Annotated in this window: 15 protein-coding genes; 8 read left to right on the plus strand and 7 right to left on the minus strand. The window is 74.0% G+C overall.

The window, feature by feature from the left end:
- Positions 1-51 precede the first annotated feature (51 nt).
- Both BUB75_RS28250 and BUB75_RS28255 read left to right on the plus strand, forming a co-directional pair.
- Complete coding sequence (locus BUB75_RS28250; protein ID WP_073260870.1) at positions 52-639, plus strand: RNA polymerase sigma factor; 588 nt, start codon at positions 52-54, stop codon at positions 637-639.
- Positions 636-1,649, plus strand: a complete 1,014-nt coding sequence (locus BUB75_RS28255) for a hypothetical protein (RefSeq protein ID WP_073260871.1) — start codon at positions 636-638, stop codon at positions 1,647-1,649. Before BUB75_RS28250 ends, BUB75_RS28255 begins: the two co-directional genes overlap by 4 nt.
- Here BUB75_RS28255 and BUB75_RS28260 read toward each other — a convergent pair.
- The 5 genes from BUB75_RS28260 to BUB75_RS28280 form a co-directional block, all read right to left on the minus strand.
- Positions 1,646-2,554: a hypothetical protein gene (locus BUB75_RS28260; RefSeq protein ID WP_073260872.1), complete on the minus strand. Its 909-nt coding sequence runs from the start codon at positions 2,552-2,554 to the stop codon at positions 1,646-1,648. The genes BUB75_RS28255 and BUB75_RS28260 overlap by 4 nt on opposite strands.
- Before the next feature lie 72 nt (positions 2,555-2,626).
- On the minus strand, positions 2,627-3,967 hold the full coding sequence (locus BUB75_RS28265; protein WP_073260873.1) for an FGGY-family carbohydrate kinase: 1,341 nt from the start codon (positions 3,965-3,967) through the stop codon (positions 2,627-2,629).
- Entirely contained in the window at positions 3,964-4,962 is a 999-nt protein-coding gene (locus BUB75_RS28270) for a LacI family DNA-binding transcriptional regulator (RefSeq protein WP_073260874.1), read from the minus strand. The genes BUB75_RS28265 and BUB75_RS28270 overlap by 4 nt, the downstream gene beginning before the upstream one ends.
- Positions 4,959-6,005 carry a 1-phosphofructokinase family hexose kinase gene (locus tag BUB75_RS28275; RefSeq protein WP_143175441.1) on the minus strand — a complete coding sequence of 349 codons (1,047 nt, stop codon included), beginning with the start codon at positions 6,003-6,005 and terminating at the stop codon, positions 4,959-4,961. Before BUB75_RS28275 ends, BUB75_RS28270 begins: the two co-directional genes overlap by 4 nt.
- 65 nt (positions 6,006-6,070) lie before the next feature.
- Positions 6,071-6,571 (minus strand): P-loop nucleotide/nucleoside kinase family protein, encoded by a 501-nt coding sequence (locus BUB75_RS28280; protein ID WP_073260876.1) that lies wholly within the window; start codon positions 6,569-6,571, stop codon positions 6,071-6,073.
- Between the two features lie 54 nt (positions 6,572-6,625).
- On the opposite strand from BUB75_RS28280, the gene BUB75_RS28285 reads away from it, so the two are divergent.
- The 4 genes from BUB75_RS28285 (at position 6,626) to BUB75_RS28300 (ending at position 11,081) form a co-directional block, all read left to right on the plus strand.
- Positions 6,626-8,305: a RecQ family ATP-dependent DNA helicase gene (locus tag BUB75_RS28285; RefSeq protein ID WP_218617807.1), complete on the plus strand. Its 1,680-nt coding sequence runs from the start codon at positions 6,626-6,628 to the stop codon at positions 8,303-8,305.
- A gap of 92 nt (positions 8,306-8,397) precedes the next feature.
- Positions 8,398-9,117 carry an ABC transporter ATP-binding protein gene (locus BUB75_RS28290; RefSeq protein ID WP_073260877.1) on the plus strand — a complete coding sequence of 240 codons (720 nt, stop codon included), beginning with the start codon at positions 8,398-8,400 and terminating at the stop codon, positions 9,115-9,117.
- Positions 9,114-9,878: an ABC transporter permease gene (locus BUB75_RS28295; protein ID WP_073260878.1), complete on the plus strand. Its 765-nt coding sequence runs from the start codon at positions 9,114-9,116 to the stop codon at positions 9,876-9,878. Before BUB75_RS28290 ends, BUB75_RS28295 begins: the two co-directional genes overlap by 4 nt.
- A 144-nt stretch (positions 9,879-10,022) precedes the next feature.
- Positions 10,023-11,081: a WD40 repeat domain-containing protein gene (locus BUB75_RS28300; protein WP_073260879.1), complete on the plus strand. Its 1,059-nt coding sequence runs from the start codon at positions 10,023-10,025 to the stop codon at positions 11,079-11,081.
- A 37-nt stretch (positions 11,082-11,118) separates the two neighbouring features.
- Here the strand turns inward: BUB75_RS28300 and BUB75_RS28305 are convergent, their stop codons facing one another.
- A complete protein-coding gene (locus BUB75_RS28305; RefSeq protein WP_073261004.1) occupies positions 11,119-11,775 on the minus strand; it encodes a response regulator in 657 nt (218 codons plus the stop codon).
- Between the two features lie 14 nt (positions 11,776-11,789).
- Entirely contained in the window at positions 11,790-13,487 is a 1,698-nt protein-coding gene (locus BUB75_RS28310) for a sensor histidine kinase (protein WP_084741821.1), read from the minus strand.
- 62 nt (positions 13,488-13,549) lie between these two features.
- Here BUB75_RS28310 and BUB75_RS28315 point away from each other — a divergent pair, with 62 nt between their 5' ends.
- Positions 13,550-14,485: a glycoside hydrolase family 113 protein gene (locus BUB75_RS28315; RefSeq protein WP_073260881.1), complete on the plus strand. Its 936-nt coding sequence runs from the start codon at positions 13,550-13,552 to the stop codon at positions 14,483-14,485.
- A 62-nt stretch (positions 14,486-14,547) separates the two neighbouring features.
- Entirely contained in the window at positions 14,548-15,318 is a 771-nt protein-coding gene (locus BUB75_RS28320) for an SGNH/GDSL hydrolase family protein (protein ID WP_073260883.1), read from the plus strand.
- Positions 15,319-15,322: the final 4 nt, after the last annotated feature.

Consider the following 15,322-nt stretch of genomic DNA (forward strand, 5'->3'; position numbering starts at 1 on the left):
CCCGGTAGGCTAAAACTGCAACACGGTACGGCCTGCCGGTCTCAGGAATATGTGACGACTACTGACCCTCCCGACGACCGCAGGCTCTGGGCAGCCGCGGCCGGAGGCGACCGGGACGCGTTCGGCGTGCTGTTCGACCGGCACGCCCGCGCGGTCTACAACCACTGCTTCCGGCTCGCCGGGAACTGGGCGATGGCCGAGGACGCGACGGCGGCGACGTTCCTCTCCGCCTGGCGGCACCGGAGCGACCTGACGCTGACCCGGGAATCCGCGCTGCCCTGGCTGCTGACCGTGGCCACGAACACGGTCCGCACCGAGCACCGGTCGTTGCGGCGCCAGACCGCGCTGCTCCACCGGGCCGGCCCCCCGGCGCACGTCCCCGACCACGCCGACGACATCGCCGGCCGGATCGACGACGAACGTCGGATGGGCGAGCTGCTCGCCGCGACCCGGACGCTGCCGCGCGCCGAGCGTGAAGCGCTGGCGCTGTGCGTCTGGTCAGGGGTCTCGTACGCCGACGCCGCGGTGGTGCTCGGCATCAGCGAAACCGGCGTGCGCTCCCGGATCAGCCGCGCCAGGGCCCGGCTGAGCGCGATGTTCACCGATCCGGCCCACCCGGAAGCGAGGACTCGGTCATGACGCATCTGCCCCCTCCGCCGCGCGACCTGCCGCCCGGCGTCCACACTGCTCTCCGCGCCCGGGTGCTGGACGGGACCTCCGACGAAGCGGACGTACCCCAGCGGCGCCGGTGGCTGCTCCCGCTCGCGGCGGCCGCCGCCGTGCTGGTCGTGATGTTCGGTGCGATCGGGTTGTTCCGTAGCGACCCCTCGACGCCGGATCCGGTCGCGACGGCTCGCCCGGTCACCGCCCCCACCTCGTTCGACCCGCGGTTCACCCGGGCAACGCCCGGCTGGCTGCCGGACGGTGTCACGGTGGAGACGCACGCGGTGTCCCCCACGATCGAGCGCCTGCGCACCGCCGGCGGTGAGGTGCTGATCGAGCTGATCCCGCGCGACGGGCGCACCGACCTCGACGCCGCACTCGCCGGCGCCTACCGGCCGGGGCCGTCGATCAACGGAAAGCGGTCGGTCTGGCTCCCACCGCACGGCGCGGGGGACACCGCCGGCTGGCTGGGCTGGGAGTGGGCTCCGGGCGCGGGCGCGGTGATCCTGATCCAGGGCGTGCCGGACGGGGAGCGGGTCGCCGCGCGAATCGCGGCGAGCCTGCGGCCCGGCGAACCGAAGCCGCTGGCGCTGCCGTTCACGCTCACCCGCCCCGCTGACCTGCCGCTCGCCTTCCACTCCGTCGCCGCGCGGAAGTCGGGTGGGTACGCGGCCGCGCTCGAGTTCGAGCCGGGCACCGGATCGGTCGTTCACGTCGGCCTCGAGTGGCTTCCGGAGCGGTACGCGGCGAAGACCTATCCGCCCAACGGCACGATCGGCGGACGGGACGCGAACACGCGGGTCGAGGGCGAGGACGTCGTGGTGTGGCAGCGGTTCGGCTCGGACGTCGCCGAGGTGCGGTGCCGGAAGGGCAAGGGCGCGGCGATCGACGTCGTCCGGGCGGAGTGCCAGGCGGTCGCCGCGAGCCTGCGTCCGGCCGGGGAGAACGACGATCCGTCGACGTGGAGCACCGAACCGCTCGGTTAGCGCGCGGCCTCGCGCCAGGAGCGGGCCCGGCCCGCGACCGCGGCGAGGCAGGCCTCCAGACGTGGCCGGGCGGTGTCCGCGAGGAAGCGGGCCCGCCCGGCGGCGTCGAGGCCGACCGCTTCCTTCCAGACCGAGCGTCCGGCGATGAACCCGGACGCTCCGCCCTCGTCGCAGGAGACCGTCAGGACCTGCTGGAACTCCTCGAACGGGACGCCCGCGGACAGCACCGCCCACGGCCCGGTCAGCGCGCCGGCGAGCCGCCTGCAGCCGGACACCGAGCCCGGGTACTCGAGTTTGAGCAGGTCGGGCTGCAGGTCGTCGAGCGCGATCGCGGCCTCGACGATCAGGTCCTCGCGTGCGCGCGCGGTCAGCTCCTCGCCGGGTAACGCGTAGATGAGGTTCTCGACGACCGACGGGATGCCCGCCGTGCGGCAGTCCGCAACGACCTGGCGGACGACGTCGAGCGCCTCGGCCTCGAGGTCGGGCTCACCGGGGGTGCGGTTTCGGTGCGGGCGGTACTGGATCAGGAACTTCACGGCCGTGCCGCCGAGCTCGCGGACCCATTCGCCGTTCTGTTCCGGGTCGCGGGCCGCGCGCGGCTCACCGTTCCAGGTCGGACGCTTCTCCGGTTCGGCCGCGATCAGCAGGCCGCACGTCCCGGCCAGCGCGCCGGTCTCCCGCACCGCCGGTACGCCGATCGTCGGGTCGAGCAGGATTCCGCTGGCCAGCGGCGTGAGCGCGGCGGCGACGTCGGCCTTGGCCCGGTGCAGGTCGGCAAGGGTCGCCTCGACGCCGACGGCGGCGAACATCCGGCGCAGCGTGTTCCGCTGGTCCATCGCGACGATCGAGAAGACGCCGTCCGGGTCGGCGATGTCGTCGAGCGTGCGGGTCAGTGCGGTCTTCACGGGGGCTCCTCGGGGTTAGGTAATCGATTACCTCGGTGCGTAGAACGGGATATTTACGAACTCAAAGGACAGTCAGGCTCGGAGTGCCGCGGCGAAGTCCGCGACCGTGCCGGGGTGGTCCGCCGCCGCCCACGCCGCGAGGACGGCGGCGCCGAACGCACCCGGCTGGTCCAGCGCGCTGAAGCACAGACCGGGCAGCACCGCGCTCTTGCTCTCCCGGATACCGGCGAGCCGGAGCCACCCACCGGCGGCAACCGCCCGCCGGTACGGCCCGGCGACCGGCGTGATGCGGGCGAGCAGCTCCGCGGTGTGGCCGGCCGTGTGCGCGAGGGCGGCGGCCCAGACGTCGGCCGGTGTCGCTCCCTCGTGGAGCCCGATCACGACGTCCTCGGCCCGGATGTCGGCGCCGGTCACGACCGCGCGGGACGCGTTCCCGTGTGCCCAGGCAGCGTCCGGTTCGGACGCCCCGAGCGCCCCCAGCACCCGGCGCAGCACGAGCCCGGCCCGGGACGGGGCGTTGACCAGCGTCGTCCCGGGCAGGATGTGCCGCCCGACCTCGGCCCGGGTGCCGGTGAGGATCCGCCGCTCGTCGGGGGTGACGACCCGCGGGATCGCCCGCAGCAGCGTGTCCGCGGTCCCGCACGAGTTGAACAGGTCGTCGCTGCCGACCGCACCGGCGCCGAACGCGGCGACCGGATGGTCGTGACCGGCGACGCTGAGCGTCGCACCGCGTAACCCGGCCGGCGCCTCGTCACTGCGGACGACGCCCGCCGGCTCCCCCGCGTACCGCCGCTCCGGAACGAACCGGGGGCCGACGCCGAGCAGGTCGAGCGCGGCGGTCCACGGCTCGCCGCTGTCCTGGTCGAGCAGGCCGGTGCGGGACGCCAGCGACGGTTCGGCCACCGGGTCCGCGCCGAGCGCGAACGCCACGTACTCGGGGACATTCAGCCAGCGGTCGCCGGGCCGCAGCTCCAACCCGTGGTCGGCGGCCCAGAGCAGTTTGGCGAGCGTCCACTGCTGGTGGAACGGCAGGCCGGTGGTGACGCCGAACGCGGACCGGACGTCGTCGGGGACCCGGGCGAGCTGCTCGGCGCCGCGCGGGTCGTGCCAGGCGATCACCGGGCCTCGCGGCTGCCCGGCGGCGTCCACGACGACGCCGGACTCCGCCAGCCCGGTCAGGCCCATCGCGGCGACCTCTCCCGCGCGGCCGCCGTCCCCGCACGCGGCCAGCGCGTCGCCGACCACCCCCAGTACCCCGTCGAGCAGCGTCCTGGCCGGCGTCTCGACGTGACCGGAGGGCACATCACGCCAGACCGTGGGCCGCCGCCACACCCCGACCCGGGTGCCGTCGGCCCGCAGGACGAGGACCTTCGTGTCCGACGTACCGACGTCGACGCCGAGCAGCAGCCTCATGTCGGCACCGGCTGTTCCCCGGAACCGCGCGGGATCAGGCGCAGCGGCAGCGTGAGGTCGCGCCCGGTTGCCGGAGCACCGGCCAGCCGCTCGAACATCGTCTCGGCGGCCAACTGCCCGATCGCGAGCGGATCGTGGTCGATCACCGTGACGCCCGGCGCCAGGACGTCGGCCAGCGGGAAGTCACCGAAGCACACCAGCGCGACGTCGGTGCGCTCGCACGCGTGCAGCGCCGCGACCACACCGAGCGAGCAGCGGGTGTTCGACGAGAAGATCGCGGTGGGCGGTTCCGGCAGCGCGAGCAGCTCCAGCGTCGCCGCGCGCCCCTCGTCGGCGGTGTTGCGTCCGATGCGGACCAGGCTCTCGTCGGCCTGCAGACCGGACGCCGCGACCTCGTCCCGGTAGCCCTGCAGCCGGTTGCGGGTGGTCGCGACGTCCATCTTGCCGCCGACGTACCCGACCCGCCGATGCCCCCGCGCGGCCAGGTGCGCCACCGCCCGGCGGGCGCCGTCGTTGTCGTCGACCAGGACCGTCTCACCGTCGAGGCCGTCCGGCCGCCGGTCGACGAACAGCACCGGGCAGGGTGCGTGCGCGAGGTAGGAGTGGTCGGACGCGGTCGGCGCGACGATCAGCCCGGCGACGCGGCGGGCCAGCAGGTCGTCGACGACGGTGGCCTCGATCCGCGGGTCGCGGCCGGTACTGGCGATCATCACGCGCAGGCCGCGGGCGATCGCGAGCCGCTCGATCGTGCCGGTGACGGCGGCGAAGAACGGGTCGGCGATCGAGTCCACGACGATGCCGAGCGTGTCGTCGGTGCCCTTGCGCAGCGAACGGGCGGTCGGGTCGGGTCGGTAGCCGAGGTCGCGGACCGCGGCGAGGATCCGGGCCCGGGTCTCCTCGGCCACCCGGGGGTCGCCGTTGATCACCCGTGACGCGGTCTTCGTGCTGGTGGCGGCCGCTTCCGCGACGTCCTTGAGCCGAACCTGCGCCTTCACCGCACACCCACTTCCGCCGAGAGAGACTCGATCTTGCCGCGCAGTTCCCGCGCGCGGGCGGGGACCACCCCACCGGCGAGCGGCGTCTCGCAGGACGCCGCTGCGGTGGCGACACCACGGACGACGGCCGCGCGCCAGGCGTCCCGCGTCTCCCGGGGACGGCTGCGGAGTTCCAGCGCGAGGCCGCCGACGAACGAGTCGCCGGCGCCGACGGCGCTGACCACGGTCACCGGCACGGACGGCACCCAGTCGGTGGCCTCGGCTGTGCCTCCGGAGGTGCTTCCGGAGGCACAGCCGGAGGTGCCTCCCGAGGTGCTTCCGGAGGTGGCGAACGCGGCGCCGGCCGCTCCGGCGGTCACCACGGCACGGCGCGCACCGGCGTCGACCAGGGCCCGCGCGGCGGCTTCCGCCCGCGCCCGCACGTCGACGCCGTCCGGAACCGGTAAGACGTCGGCCGGCGCGCCGGACAGCGCGGCCTCGGCCTCCTCCAGGTTCGGGGTGACCAGGTCGGGGCGGGCGGGCAGCGCGGCGGCGAGCGCGGCCGGAGCGGCGTCCATCACGATCAGCGCGCCCGCGCGGTGAGCCAGCTCGACCAGCTGCCGGTACCCGTCGGCGGTGACCCCGGCGGGCAGGCTGCCGGCCGCGAGAAACAGGTCGCCCGGCGCCAGCCGCGCGGCCGCAGCGTCGAGGTAGGACAGCCAGGCCCCGGCGGGCACCGGATCCCCCGGCTCGTTGACGACCGTCGTGCGCCCCGCCGCGACCTCGCGGAACACCAGCGCCTGCCGGACCCGGCCCGGCGTCGGCACCGCCACCAGGTCCGCACCCTCGTCGGCGAGCAGCCCGGCCAGCAGCGCACCGTCGTCCGCGCAGAGCAGGCCGAGCAGCGGCACCCGGACGCCGTGCGCCCGCAGCACCCGGGCGACGTTGACCCCCTTGCCGCCGGGCGACAGCTCGGTGCGGCGCGAGCGCATCACGGCGCCGGGCACGATCTCGGCGACCGTGACGAGCCGGTCGAGGGCGAGGTTGGGGTTCGCGATCAGCACGGCCGGCACCCCTTCCTCGCGTTAGGTAATCGTTGTCACGAGACTGCGCCCGGGATTGGACGCTGTCAAGAAAGGGACGCCAGGACGGTGACCAGCTGATTCGCGGGAGTAGCGGTGGCGTCTACCGGGACGTGTGGGACCACCGGCGCACGGAGCAGCTCCGGTCCGAAGAAGCCGGGGTGCTTGCCCGCATCCCGGCTCGCGCCCCGGGCCGCCACCCGCGCGGCCAGGACGTCGGCCGGTGCGGTGAGCCAGACCAGCGTCGTGACGGCTCCCGCGAACCGCTCCACGAGCACGCGGTAGGCGTCCGGATCGGACCGTTCGGTGGTGAACGGCGCGACGAGGACCGCGGACGTCCCCACCGCCAGACAGTCCGCGGCCGTCGCGACGAGTGCGTCGTACCGGGCGTCGCGCAGCGCACCACCGTCCAGGTCGGCGGCGCCGACCAGCGGGCCGGTGAGCACGTCCAGGTCGAGCAGCGCCGCGCCCAGCGCCGCCGCCACCCGGCGCCCCAGCGTCGACTTGCCGGCCCCCGGCGGGCCCGTGATCAGAACGGCGTGCACCACGATGCCATGATCGACGAGGTGTAGCCGACGGGACAGGTGGGGTAACGCGCAGCCGTGACGACAGACAACGAGCGGCGCCGCCGCCGGCGGCGGTCCCCCCTCACCTGGGCCCGCCGCCGTAGCGACCTGAAGAAACTCCGGACGATCGCCGCGAAGCTGTACGGCTGGGACGAACTCCGCCCGGTACAGGCCGAAGCGATGCTGCACCTGGCCAACGGCGTCGACACGCTGGTCGTCGCGCCGACCGGCTCCGGCAAATCCGCGATCTACCAGGTCCCGGCCGTGCTGATCGACGGCCCGACGATCGTCGTCTCGCCGCTGCTGGCGTTGCAGCGGGACCAGATGCAGGCGCTGGCCGAGCACGGCGCGCCCACCGCGGTCGTCGTGAACTCCGACCAGACCGACAGCGAGAACACCGCGGCGTTCGAGGCGCTCCGCGCCGGCCGGGCCGAGTTCGTCTTCCTCTCCCCCGAGCAGCTGAGCAAACCCGACGTGCTGGACGCGCTGGCCGCGGCGAAGCCGTCGCTGTTCGTCGTCGACGAGGCGCACTGCGTCTCCGCGTGGGGCCACGACTTCCGCCCGGACTACCTGCGTCTCGGCGAGGCGATCGAGCACCTGGGCCACCCGACGGTGCTCGCGCTGACCGCCACCGCCGCGCCGCCGGTCCGCAGCGACATCGTCGACGTCCTCGGGCTGCGCGAGCCGGAGGAGGTCATCGGTGGCTTCGACCGCCCGAACCTGTGGCTCGAGGTGTCCCGCCAGGTCACCGCGCCCGGCGTCCGCAAAGCCGTGATCGAACGGGTGGCGTCGGAGACGCCGACCGGACTGCTCTACGTGCAGACGCGTCGCGAAGCGACCGACTACGCGGATGCGTTGCGCGAGCTCGACGTCCCCGCGTACGCGTACCACGCGGGCATGAAGGCGTCCGAGCGCGAGGCCGTCCACGACGCGTTCCGGAGCGACGAGCCGGTGGTCGTCGTGGCGACCTCCGCGTTCGGGATGGGCATCGACAAGCCCGACGTCCGGTTCGTCATCCACGCCGGGCCCGCCGAGTCACTCGACTCGTACTACCAGCAGATCGGCCGGGCCGGACGCGACGGCGAGCAGGCCGTGGCCGCGTTGTACTTCCGCCCGGAGGACCTGCACATCCCCCGTTTCTTCACCGGTGGGACGCCCGACGAGGACCTGCTCGTCCGGGTCGGCACCGGGCTCAAGCACCATCGCGGACCGGTCCGGATCGCCGCGCTCTGCACCGAACTCGAGGTGACCAAGGCCAGGGTGACCCGGGCGGTGAACCTGTTCGAGCAGTCCGGGTCGGTGACCGCCACACCGGACGGGCCGCGGTGGCACGGCCGCCGGACGGTCGAGAAGGCGGTCGAGCTCGCGGTCGAGTGGGCGGCGCAGCGGCGGCGGATCGAGCAGACCCGGGTCGAGATGATGCGCGGGTACGCCGACACCGAGGGTTGCCGCCGGCAGTTCCTGCTCGGCTACTTCGGTGAGGACCTCGCGGACGCGTGCGGCTTCTGCGATACGTGCCGGGACGGGACAGCCGCGGAGACGCCGTCCGGCGACACCGGCTTCCCGGTGCAGTCGCGGGTGCGGCACTCGGAGTGGGGCGAGGGCACGGTCATGCGCGAGGAGGACGACCGGCTCACGGTTCTGTTCGACGAGGAGGGTTACCGGACGCTGTCGCTGGCGGCGATCCGTGAGCACGGGCTGCTCGTGCCGGTGTAGACCGTGCTGCGGCGTCCCTGACTTTCGTCAGGGGCGATCGCTGCCGATCGGCGGCAGTGCGGGCGCCCGCCGGAAACCTAGCGTCGAACACCATGATCACCCTGCGACATGTGACCAAGATGTACGGCGCCAGGGCGGCCGTCGACGACCTCACGGTGGACGTCCGCCCCGGCCGGGTGACCGGCTTCCTCGGCCCCAACGGGGCAGGCAAGTCCACCACGATGCGGATCCTGCTCGGCCTCGACCGCGCGGACGCCGGTGAGGCGCTGATCAACGGCGTCCGGTACGCCGAGTTGGCGTGGCCGCTGCGGGAGGTCGGTGCGGCGCTCGACGCCCGCAGCTTCCACCCGGGCCGCACCGCCCGCGCGCACCTGCTCGGGCTGGCGCGGAGCAACCGCATCCCGCTGCGCCGGGTCGACGAGGTGCTGACCGCGGTGGGGCTCGAGTCCGCCGCCGACCAGCGGGCCGGCCGGTTCTCGCTCGGCATGGGGCAGCGGCTCGGGATCGCCGCCGCGCTGCTCGGCGACCCCGCGGTGCTGGTGTTCGACGAGCCGGTCAACGGCCTCGACCCGGAGGGGGTGCGGTGGGTCCGCGACCTCGCCCGGTCGCTGGCCGCCGAGGGCCGGACCGTGCTGCTCTCCTCGCACCTGATGAGCGAGGCCCAGCTGACCGCCGATCACCTGGTGATCCTCGGTCGTGGACGGTTGCTCGCCGATGCCCCGCTGGCCGAGTTCGTCGCGTCCCACGCGTCGCTGGAGGACGCTTACCTCGCGCTGACCGCGGACGCGGTGGAGTACGGGGCTGCTCGATGAGCGCCGCGCTGGCATTCGAGTGGACGAAACTGCGGACCCTGCGCTCGACGTGGTGGTGCCTGGGCGTCGCGGTGCTGCTCCAGGTGGCATACGCGACGCTGATCGGGCTCGACGCGCGGCTCGACCTGGAGGACAGCGGTGGCTCCTCGCCACTGCCGGTCAGCGACGCGGGCCTGCTGTCGGTGCAGTTCGCCCAGTACGCGCTGATCGCCGCCGCGCTGCTCGCCATCACCGGCGAGTACTCGACCGGGACGATCGGCGTCTCGCTGCGGGCCGTTCCGGCGCGGGGGCGGCTCCTCGCCGCGAAGGCCGCGGTCGTGGCCGGAGGTGCGGCGCTGGTCGGCGTCGTGCTCATGCTGGCCGCGGCGCTGGCCGGCGGTCTCGCCGCCGGGTCACCGGCGGTCTGGGGCGTGGGTGACCTGCTCGCCGACGGCGCGGTCGTCGCCGCGTACGCCGCCGCGATCGCGGTGTTCACGCTCGGGCTCGGCACCGCGCTGCGCAGTGCGGTCGGCGGGCTGACCGCCGTGCTGGTGGTGGCCGTGGTGCTGCCCACGGTGATCGGCCGGATCGGCATCGACGCGGTGGCCGAGGTCAACGACTACCTGCCGGGGTCCGCCGGCGTCGCGGTGCTGTACGGCGCGCTGTCCGACGCCGAGACGAGCCAGCCGTTCGGGCCGGGTGTCGGGCTTCTCGTGCTCACCGTCTGGGCTCTCGCTTCGCTGGGCGCCGGGTACGCGGTGCTGCGCCGCCGCGACGCCTGAGCCTCCGTCCGTCCGCCGCGCGCACTCCTCGAGGGGCGCGGCGGACGGGCGGCACCGGCGTGTCAGGACACGGACACTTGCCGGACCTGCGGCGGGGCGTCCAGACAGGATTGCCGGGACCCGCCGCCTCACGTCAGGATCCCCGTGTCCAGCGCCGCCACGCTCTCCGGTCCGGAACCGTCCACCAGCCCGCTCACCGCACGCCGCCGCACCCGCTGGATCGTCGGGATCCTGCTCGCGGTCGTCCTGGTAGTGGCGGCCGTCGTGACCGTCGTCGTCGTCACCGTCGTCGATGACCCCGACGTGATCTCGCTCCGGATCGCGGACCAGAACTCGGCGTACTCGGTGGCGATCAGCCCGGACAATCGCACGCTCGCGCTGGGGATCGGCAACACCCCCGTAGAGCTCTGGGACGCCACGACCGGCACGTCACGGCGCACGCCGCTCACCGGTCTCGACAACGTCGGCGGCGAGGTGGAGTTCAGCCCCGACGGCACGATCATCGCCGCCGGCGGGGTGCGCACGATCATGCTCTGGGACCCACGAACCGGCGATCCGATCCACCGGATTCCCGGGCACGCGGAGTACGCGATCACCGACCTCGCGTTCAGCCCGGACGGCCGGATCCTCGCGTCGGCCGGCTACGACCAGACCCTCCGGCTCTGGGACGTCCGGACCGGCGCCGCGATCGGAACGCCGTTGAGCGGTCACGGTGCGATCGTGGGCTCGGTCACGTTCAGCCCGGACGGACGCACGCTCTACTACACCAGCGGCCAGGGCGTCGTGCGCTACGACACCGCGACCCGCAGGCAGCTCGGAGCGCCGCTCCAGGACAGCGACGGCGTGACGACGCTCGTGTTCAGCCCGGACGGGTCGGTTCTGGTCGGCGGCGACAACGACGGCGTCCTGCGCCGGTGGGATCCGGTCACCGGCCTGCTGCGCGGTGAACCGTTCGACACGAAGACCGAGGCGGTGGTCGCGCTCGCGTTCCCAGCGAAGGGCGACGTCATCGCGGTCGCCGGGTACTTCAAGGTCGGGCTCTGGGACATCGGTACCGCAGAGCAGGTCGGCGACGACATCACCCGCACCGAGGGCCCGGAGGACGAGGAGGAGTACCACTCGATGGCGATCAGCCCCGACGGCCGCCGGATCGTTGCCTCGACCAGCAGGAGCGTCGTCCAGATCGTGTCGCTGGAGGACTAGGGCGGCCTACTCGGCTCCGGGCTACCTCGGCTCCGGGCTACTCGGCGGCGGCGAGGCCGGCCTCGTGGGCGAGCAGCGCGGCCTGCACCCGGTTCTTGACGCCCAGCCGGCTCAGGATCGCGCTGACGTACGCCTTGACCGTGCCCTCGACGAGGAACAGGCGCCGGGCGATGTCCGCGTTGGACAATCCCGCGCCCACCAGCGACAGCACCTCCCGCTCGCGCTCGGTCAGCTCGGCGATCCGCTCCCGGGCCGCGGCCGCCCGGCCGGTGCGTCCCGCCGTCCAGGTCGCGATCACCCGGTGAGCGACCTTCGGCGACAGGAACGCGGCGCCCTCGGCGGCGGCGTGCACCCCGGCGAGCAGCTCGCGAGGGTCGCCGGACTTGAGCAGGAACCCGGCCGCGCCCGCGGTGAGCGCCCGCTCGATGTACTCGTCCTCGCCGAACGTCGTCAGCACGAGCACCGCCACCGACGGCACCGCCCGCCGGAGCTCCTCGGCCGCCGAGAGACCGTCCATCAGCGGCATCCGGACGTCGAGCAGGACGACGTCCGGGCGGTGCTTGCGGGCCGCGTCCACCGCCTCGCGGCCGTCGGCGGCCTCGGCGACCACCTCGATCTGCGGATCGGTGGTCAGGATGGCCCGGACCCCGGCCCGGATCATCGCCTCGTCGTCGGCCACTACGACCCGGATCAAATTCTGGCCTCCCATCACCCACGGCCTCCTCGTGCTGTTCGTCCCGGGATCAGGTCGATCCCGGCCACTTTTTCGTCGGCGAAGCAGATCCGGTACACGTCCCGGACCGGCGGAAACAGTTCGCCGCTGACGTTGTAGTACTCGCAGCGCGCGCCGGGCGGCCGGGCGGGCTCGCTGACGTTCGGCCGCTCGGTCACCTCGAGGTACGGCAGGATGTCGCGGGCCTCGCTCTCGGCCTGCCCGACGTGCAGGCGGGCCGCGTCGAGCGGTGTGAGCACCGAGCCCCGGGTCTCGACCACGTAGGCCCCGACGACGGTGCCGACCAGCAGGACCGCGGCCGCCGCCGGAACGAGCACGGTGAGGGCCAGGCCCCGGCGCGTGCGACGCCGGGCCCGCGCGAGCCGCCCGGACGCCTCGGCCGGCGCCTCGCTCACCAGCGCGGCCGCCCGGCTCTCCCGGGCGGCGGCTCGGCTCGGTGCGGCGTCCGGGGCGGGGGTGAGCGCGGTCGCGGGTTCGCGGGGAACGGTCGCGGTGAGCGTGAACGTGCCGCCCCCCGTGTCGGTGGTGAGTGTTCCCCCGGCCAGCCGAACCCGCTCCGCGAGCCCGAGTAGCCCGGTGCCGCCGACGGTGCCGGCCCCGGCGCCCCCTGCGGTGGTGCCGATCGCGGGACGTGCGCCGGCCCGATCGGTCCGGCTGCCGTCCTCCTCGCCGGGCGCGAGCGGGTTCGTCAGGACGACGGTCACGGTCTCCGGGGCGATCGTCAGGCGGCCGGTCACCGCGTTCCCCGGTGCGTGCCGGGCCGCGTTGGTCAGTCCCTCCTGCACCACCCGGTACAGCGCCCGGTCCGCGAGCGGCGGCAACCCGCTGTTCGCCTGCTGCCCGGCGTCCACACCGTTGTTGTTCTGAATGCGCCAGTCGATCACCAGACCCGCGCGTCGCACGCGGTCGACCAGCGTGGTGATCGTCTCGTCGGCGGGCTGCAGCGGCGCGTCGGCGCCCGCGCGCAGCACGCCGATCACCGTGCGCAGTCGCTCGGTGGCCGCGGCGGCACCGGCGCGGAGCTCCGCCGCGGCCTCGCGCTGCGCCGGGCCGAGCGACCGGTCGAGCTCCAGCGCTCCGGCCCGCAGAGCGATCAGGCTCAGCTCGTGGCCGAGCGCGTCGTGCATGTCCTCGGCGATCCGCGTCCGTTCCCGCAGCCGCGCGCGTTCGGCGACCAGCGTCTGGCCGCGTTCCAGCTCCTCGGCGAGCGCCCATCCGCCGACCGCGAGTTCCCGGCGCTGGCGCAGGTACCGGCCGACCAGCCACGGGAAGATCCCGCAGAACACGATCTCGGCCACGAGGGAGTAGGCGACCCAGGGGTCGGTGCCGACGAGCGCCGAACGGATCAGCGCGCAGGCCGCCCCGCCTGCGCCGACCGCGGCGAACGTCTGGAGCGCTGAGCGGGGCTGCACCGTGGAGCGTCCGACGAGGAACGCGAGGCCCGCGAACGGAGCCGCCAGCCAGACGTCGAAGACCAGCAGACCGGCCGCGAGCACCAGGGACGTCAGCGGGGCGATCCGGCGCAGGCCGACCGCGACCGCGACGACGAGGCTCGCGAGCGCCAGCCAGTTGACGTAGGTGCCGTCGGCGAGGCGCTCTCCGTTCAGCGGCAGCAGCGCGCACAGCACCGCCCAGAGCAGCACGTCCGCGCCGATTCTTCGCAGCCGGGTCACGGGGCTGACGGTACCGACGGCGGTCCGGCCCGCCCACTGACGAAAGTGACGACAATGCCCCCATGCGTGCACGCGGAATCAACTACGACACCGGGTTCCTGCCCGGCGCCGCCTCCCGGCCGGAGTTCTCGCCGGACGCGGTCCGGCACGACCTGGGCGTGATCGCCCGGAACCTGCACTGCGACGCGGTGCGGATCTCCGGCGGCGACCCCGAACGGCTCCGGGTCGCGGCGGACGCGGCCGCTTCCGAGGGCCTGGAAGTCTGGTTCGCACCGTTTCCAGTCGATTTATCGACCGACGAGGTGCTGCGGTTGTTCGGCGAGTGCGCCGAACTGGCCGCCGACCTACCGGGCGACGTGGTGTTCGTCGCCGGGTGCGAGATGAGCGCGTTCTGCCACGGTTTCCTGCCCGGGGCGACGTACGGCGAGCGGCTGGCGACGCTCGCCGCCGCCGACCTGGAGTGGTGGTCGTCGCTGGGGCCGGTGATCGAGCGCCTCAACGGTTTCCTCGTCGAGGTGGCCGCGACCGTCCGCCGCCGCTTCGACGGGAGGGTCACGTACGCGGCCGCTCCGTGGGAGTTCATCGACTGGACGCCGTTCGACGTCGTCAGCGTCGACGCGTACCGGGCCGCGTACAACGCCGCCACGTTCCGCGACGAGGTGCGCGGGCACTTCGCGCACGGCAAGCCGGTCGCGGTCACCGAGTTCGGCACCTGCGCGTACCGCGGCGCGGCCGACCATGGCGGCATGGCCTGGCAACCGCCACCCGGCGCGGTCCGCGACGAGGACGAGCAGGTGCGGTACTTCACCGAGCTGATGGACGTGTTCGAAGCCGAGGGGGTGGACACCGCGCTGTGGTTCACGTTCGCCGGGTTCGCGCACGTCGGTGAGGCGGACCTCGCGTCGTACGGCGTCGTCCGGATGCTGGACGGCTCGCGCTGGGAGCCGAAGGCGGTGTTCGCGGCGATGGCCGACCGGTACGCGAGACCGGCGTCATAGCGGGCGGTGCGCGCGGCCGCCCCGCACCCGTTGCCGCCGGTGCCTTTGATGCAATACGACGCATGCGGTACGCAGCGATCGGTGACAGCTTTACCGAGGGAGTCGGGGATCCACGGCCGGACGGCACCGTCCGGGGCTGGGCCGACCGGGTCGCGGAGGGGCTGAGCGCGGCGCTCGGGGAGCCCGTGGAGTACGCGAACCTGGCGATCCGGGGACGGCTGCTGCGGCCGATCGTCACCGAGCAGCTCGACGCCGTGCTGGCGCTGGACCCGCTGCCCGACGTGCTCACGCTCAACGGTGGCGGCAACGACATGCTGCGCCCGGGGGTCCGGCTCGACGACCTGCTCGCGCTCACCGAGAGCGCGTTTCGCCGGTGCGCGGACGCCGGCGTCCGGGTGGTGGCGCTCAGCGGGGCGGACCCAACCGCCCAGCTGCCGCTGGGACGCGTGGTGCGGCGCCGGGGCGCCTACCTGACCGCGGGGATCGCCGGCCTCTGCGAGCGGTACGACGTCACGTTCGTCAACGTCTTCGGGGACGCCGAGATCCGGCATCCGCGCTACTGGTCGACCGACCGGCTGCACCTCGCGGCGGCCGGTCACGAGCGGGTCGCCGGGCTCGTGCTGCACGCACTGGGGCACGGGCCGGCTCCGGCGCCCGCTCCCCCGGTGCCGCCGGTGCTTCGCTCGTTCGCGACCACGACGCGCTACTACCGCGAGCACGTGCTGCCGTGGGTGAACCGGCGGTTGCACGGGACGTCGTCCGGCGACCTGCTGGACCCCAAGTACCCGACCTGGCACCCGGTGACGCCGGGCACCGCCACGGCGGCCGACTGACCCC

It is taken from the genome of Cryptosporangium aurantiacum (assembly GCF_900143005.1).
In the GTDB taxonomy this organism is placed as follows: domain Bacteria; phylum Actinomycetota; class Actinomycetes; order Mycobacteriales; family Cryptosporangiaceae; genus Cryptosporangium; species Cryptosporangium aurantiacum.

Excerpts from the sequence above, each read along its gene's own strand:
- BUB75_RS28295 (WP_073260878.1), top strand. The coding sequence starts at position 9,114 with ATGAGCGCCGCGCTGGCATTCGAGTGGACGAAACTGCGGACCCTGCGC.
- BUB75_RS28290 (WP_073260877.1), top strand. The coding sequence starts at position 8,398 with ATGATCACCCTGCGACATGTGACCAAGATGTACGGCGCCAGGGCGGCC.
- BUB75_RS28255 (WP_073260871.1), top strand. The coding sequence starts at position 636 with ATGACGCATCTGCCCCCTCCGCCGCGCGACCTGCCGCCCGGCGTCCAC.
- BUB75_RS28320 (WP_073260883.1), top strand. The coding sequence starts at position 14,548 with ATGCGGTACGCAGCGATCGGTGACAGCTTTACCGAGGGAGTCGGGGAT.
- BUB75_RS28265 (WP_073260873.1), bottom strand. The coding sequence starts at position 3,967 with ATGAGGCTGCTGCTCGGCGTCGACGTCGGTACGTCGGACACGAAGGTC.
- BUB75_RS28315 (WP_073260881.1), top strand. The coding sequence starts at position 13,550 with ATGCGTGCACGCGGAATCAACTACGACACCGGGTTCCTGCCCGGCGCC.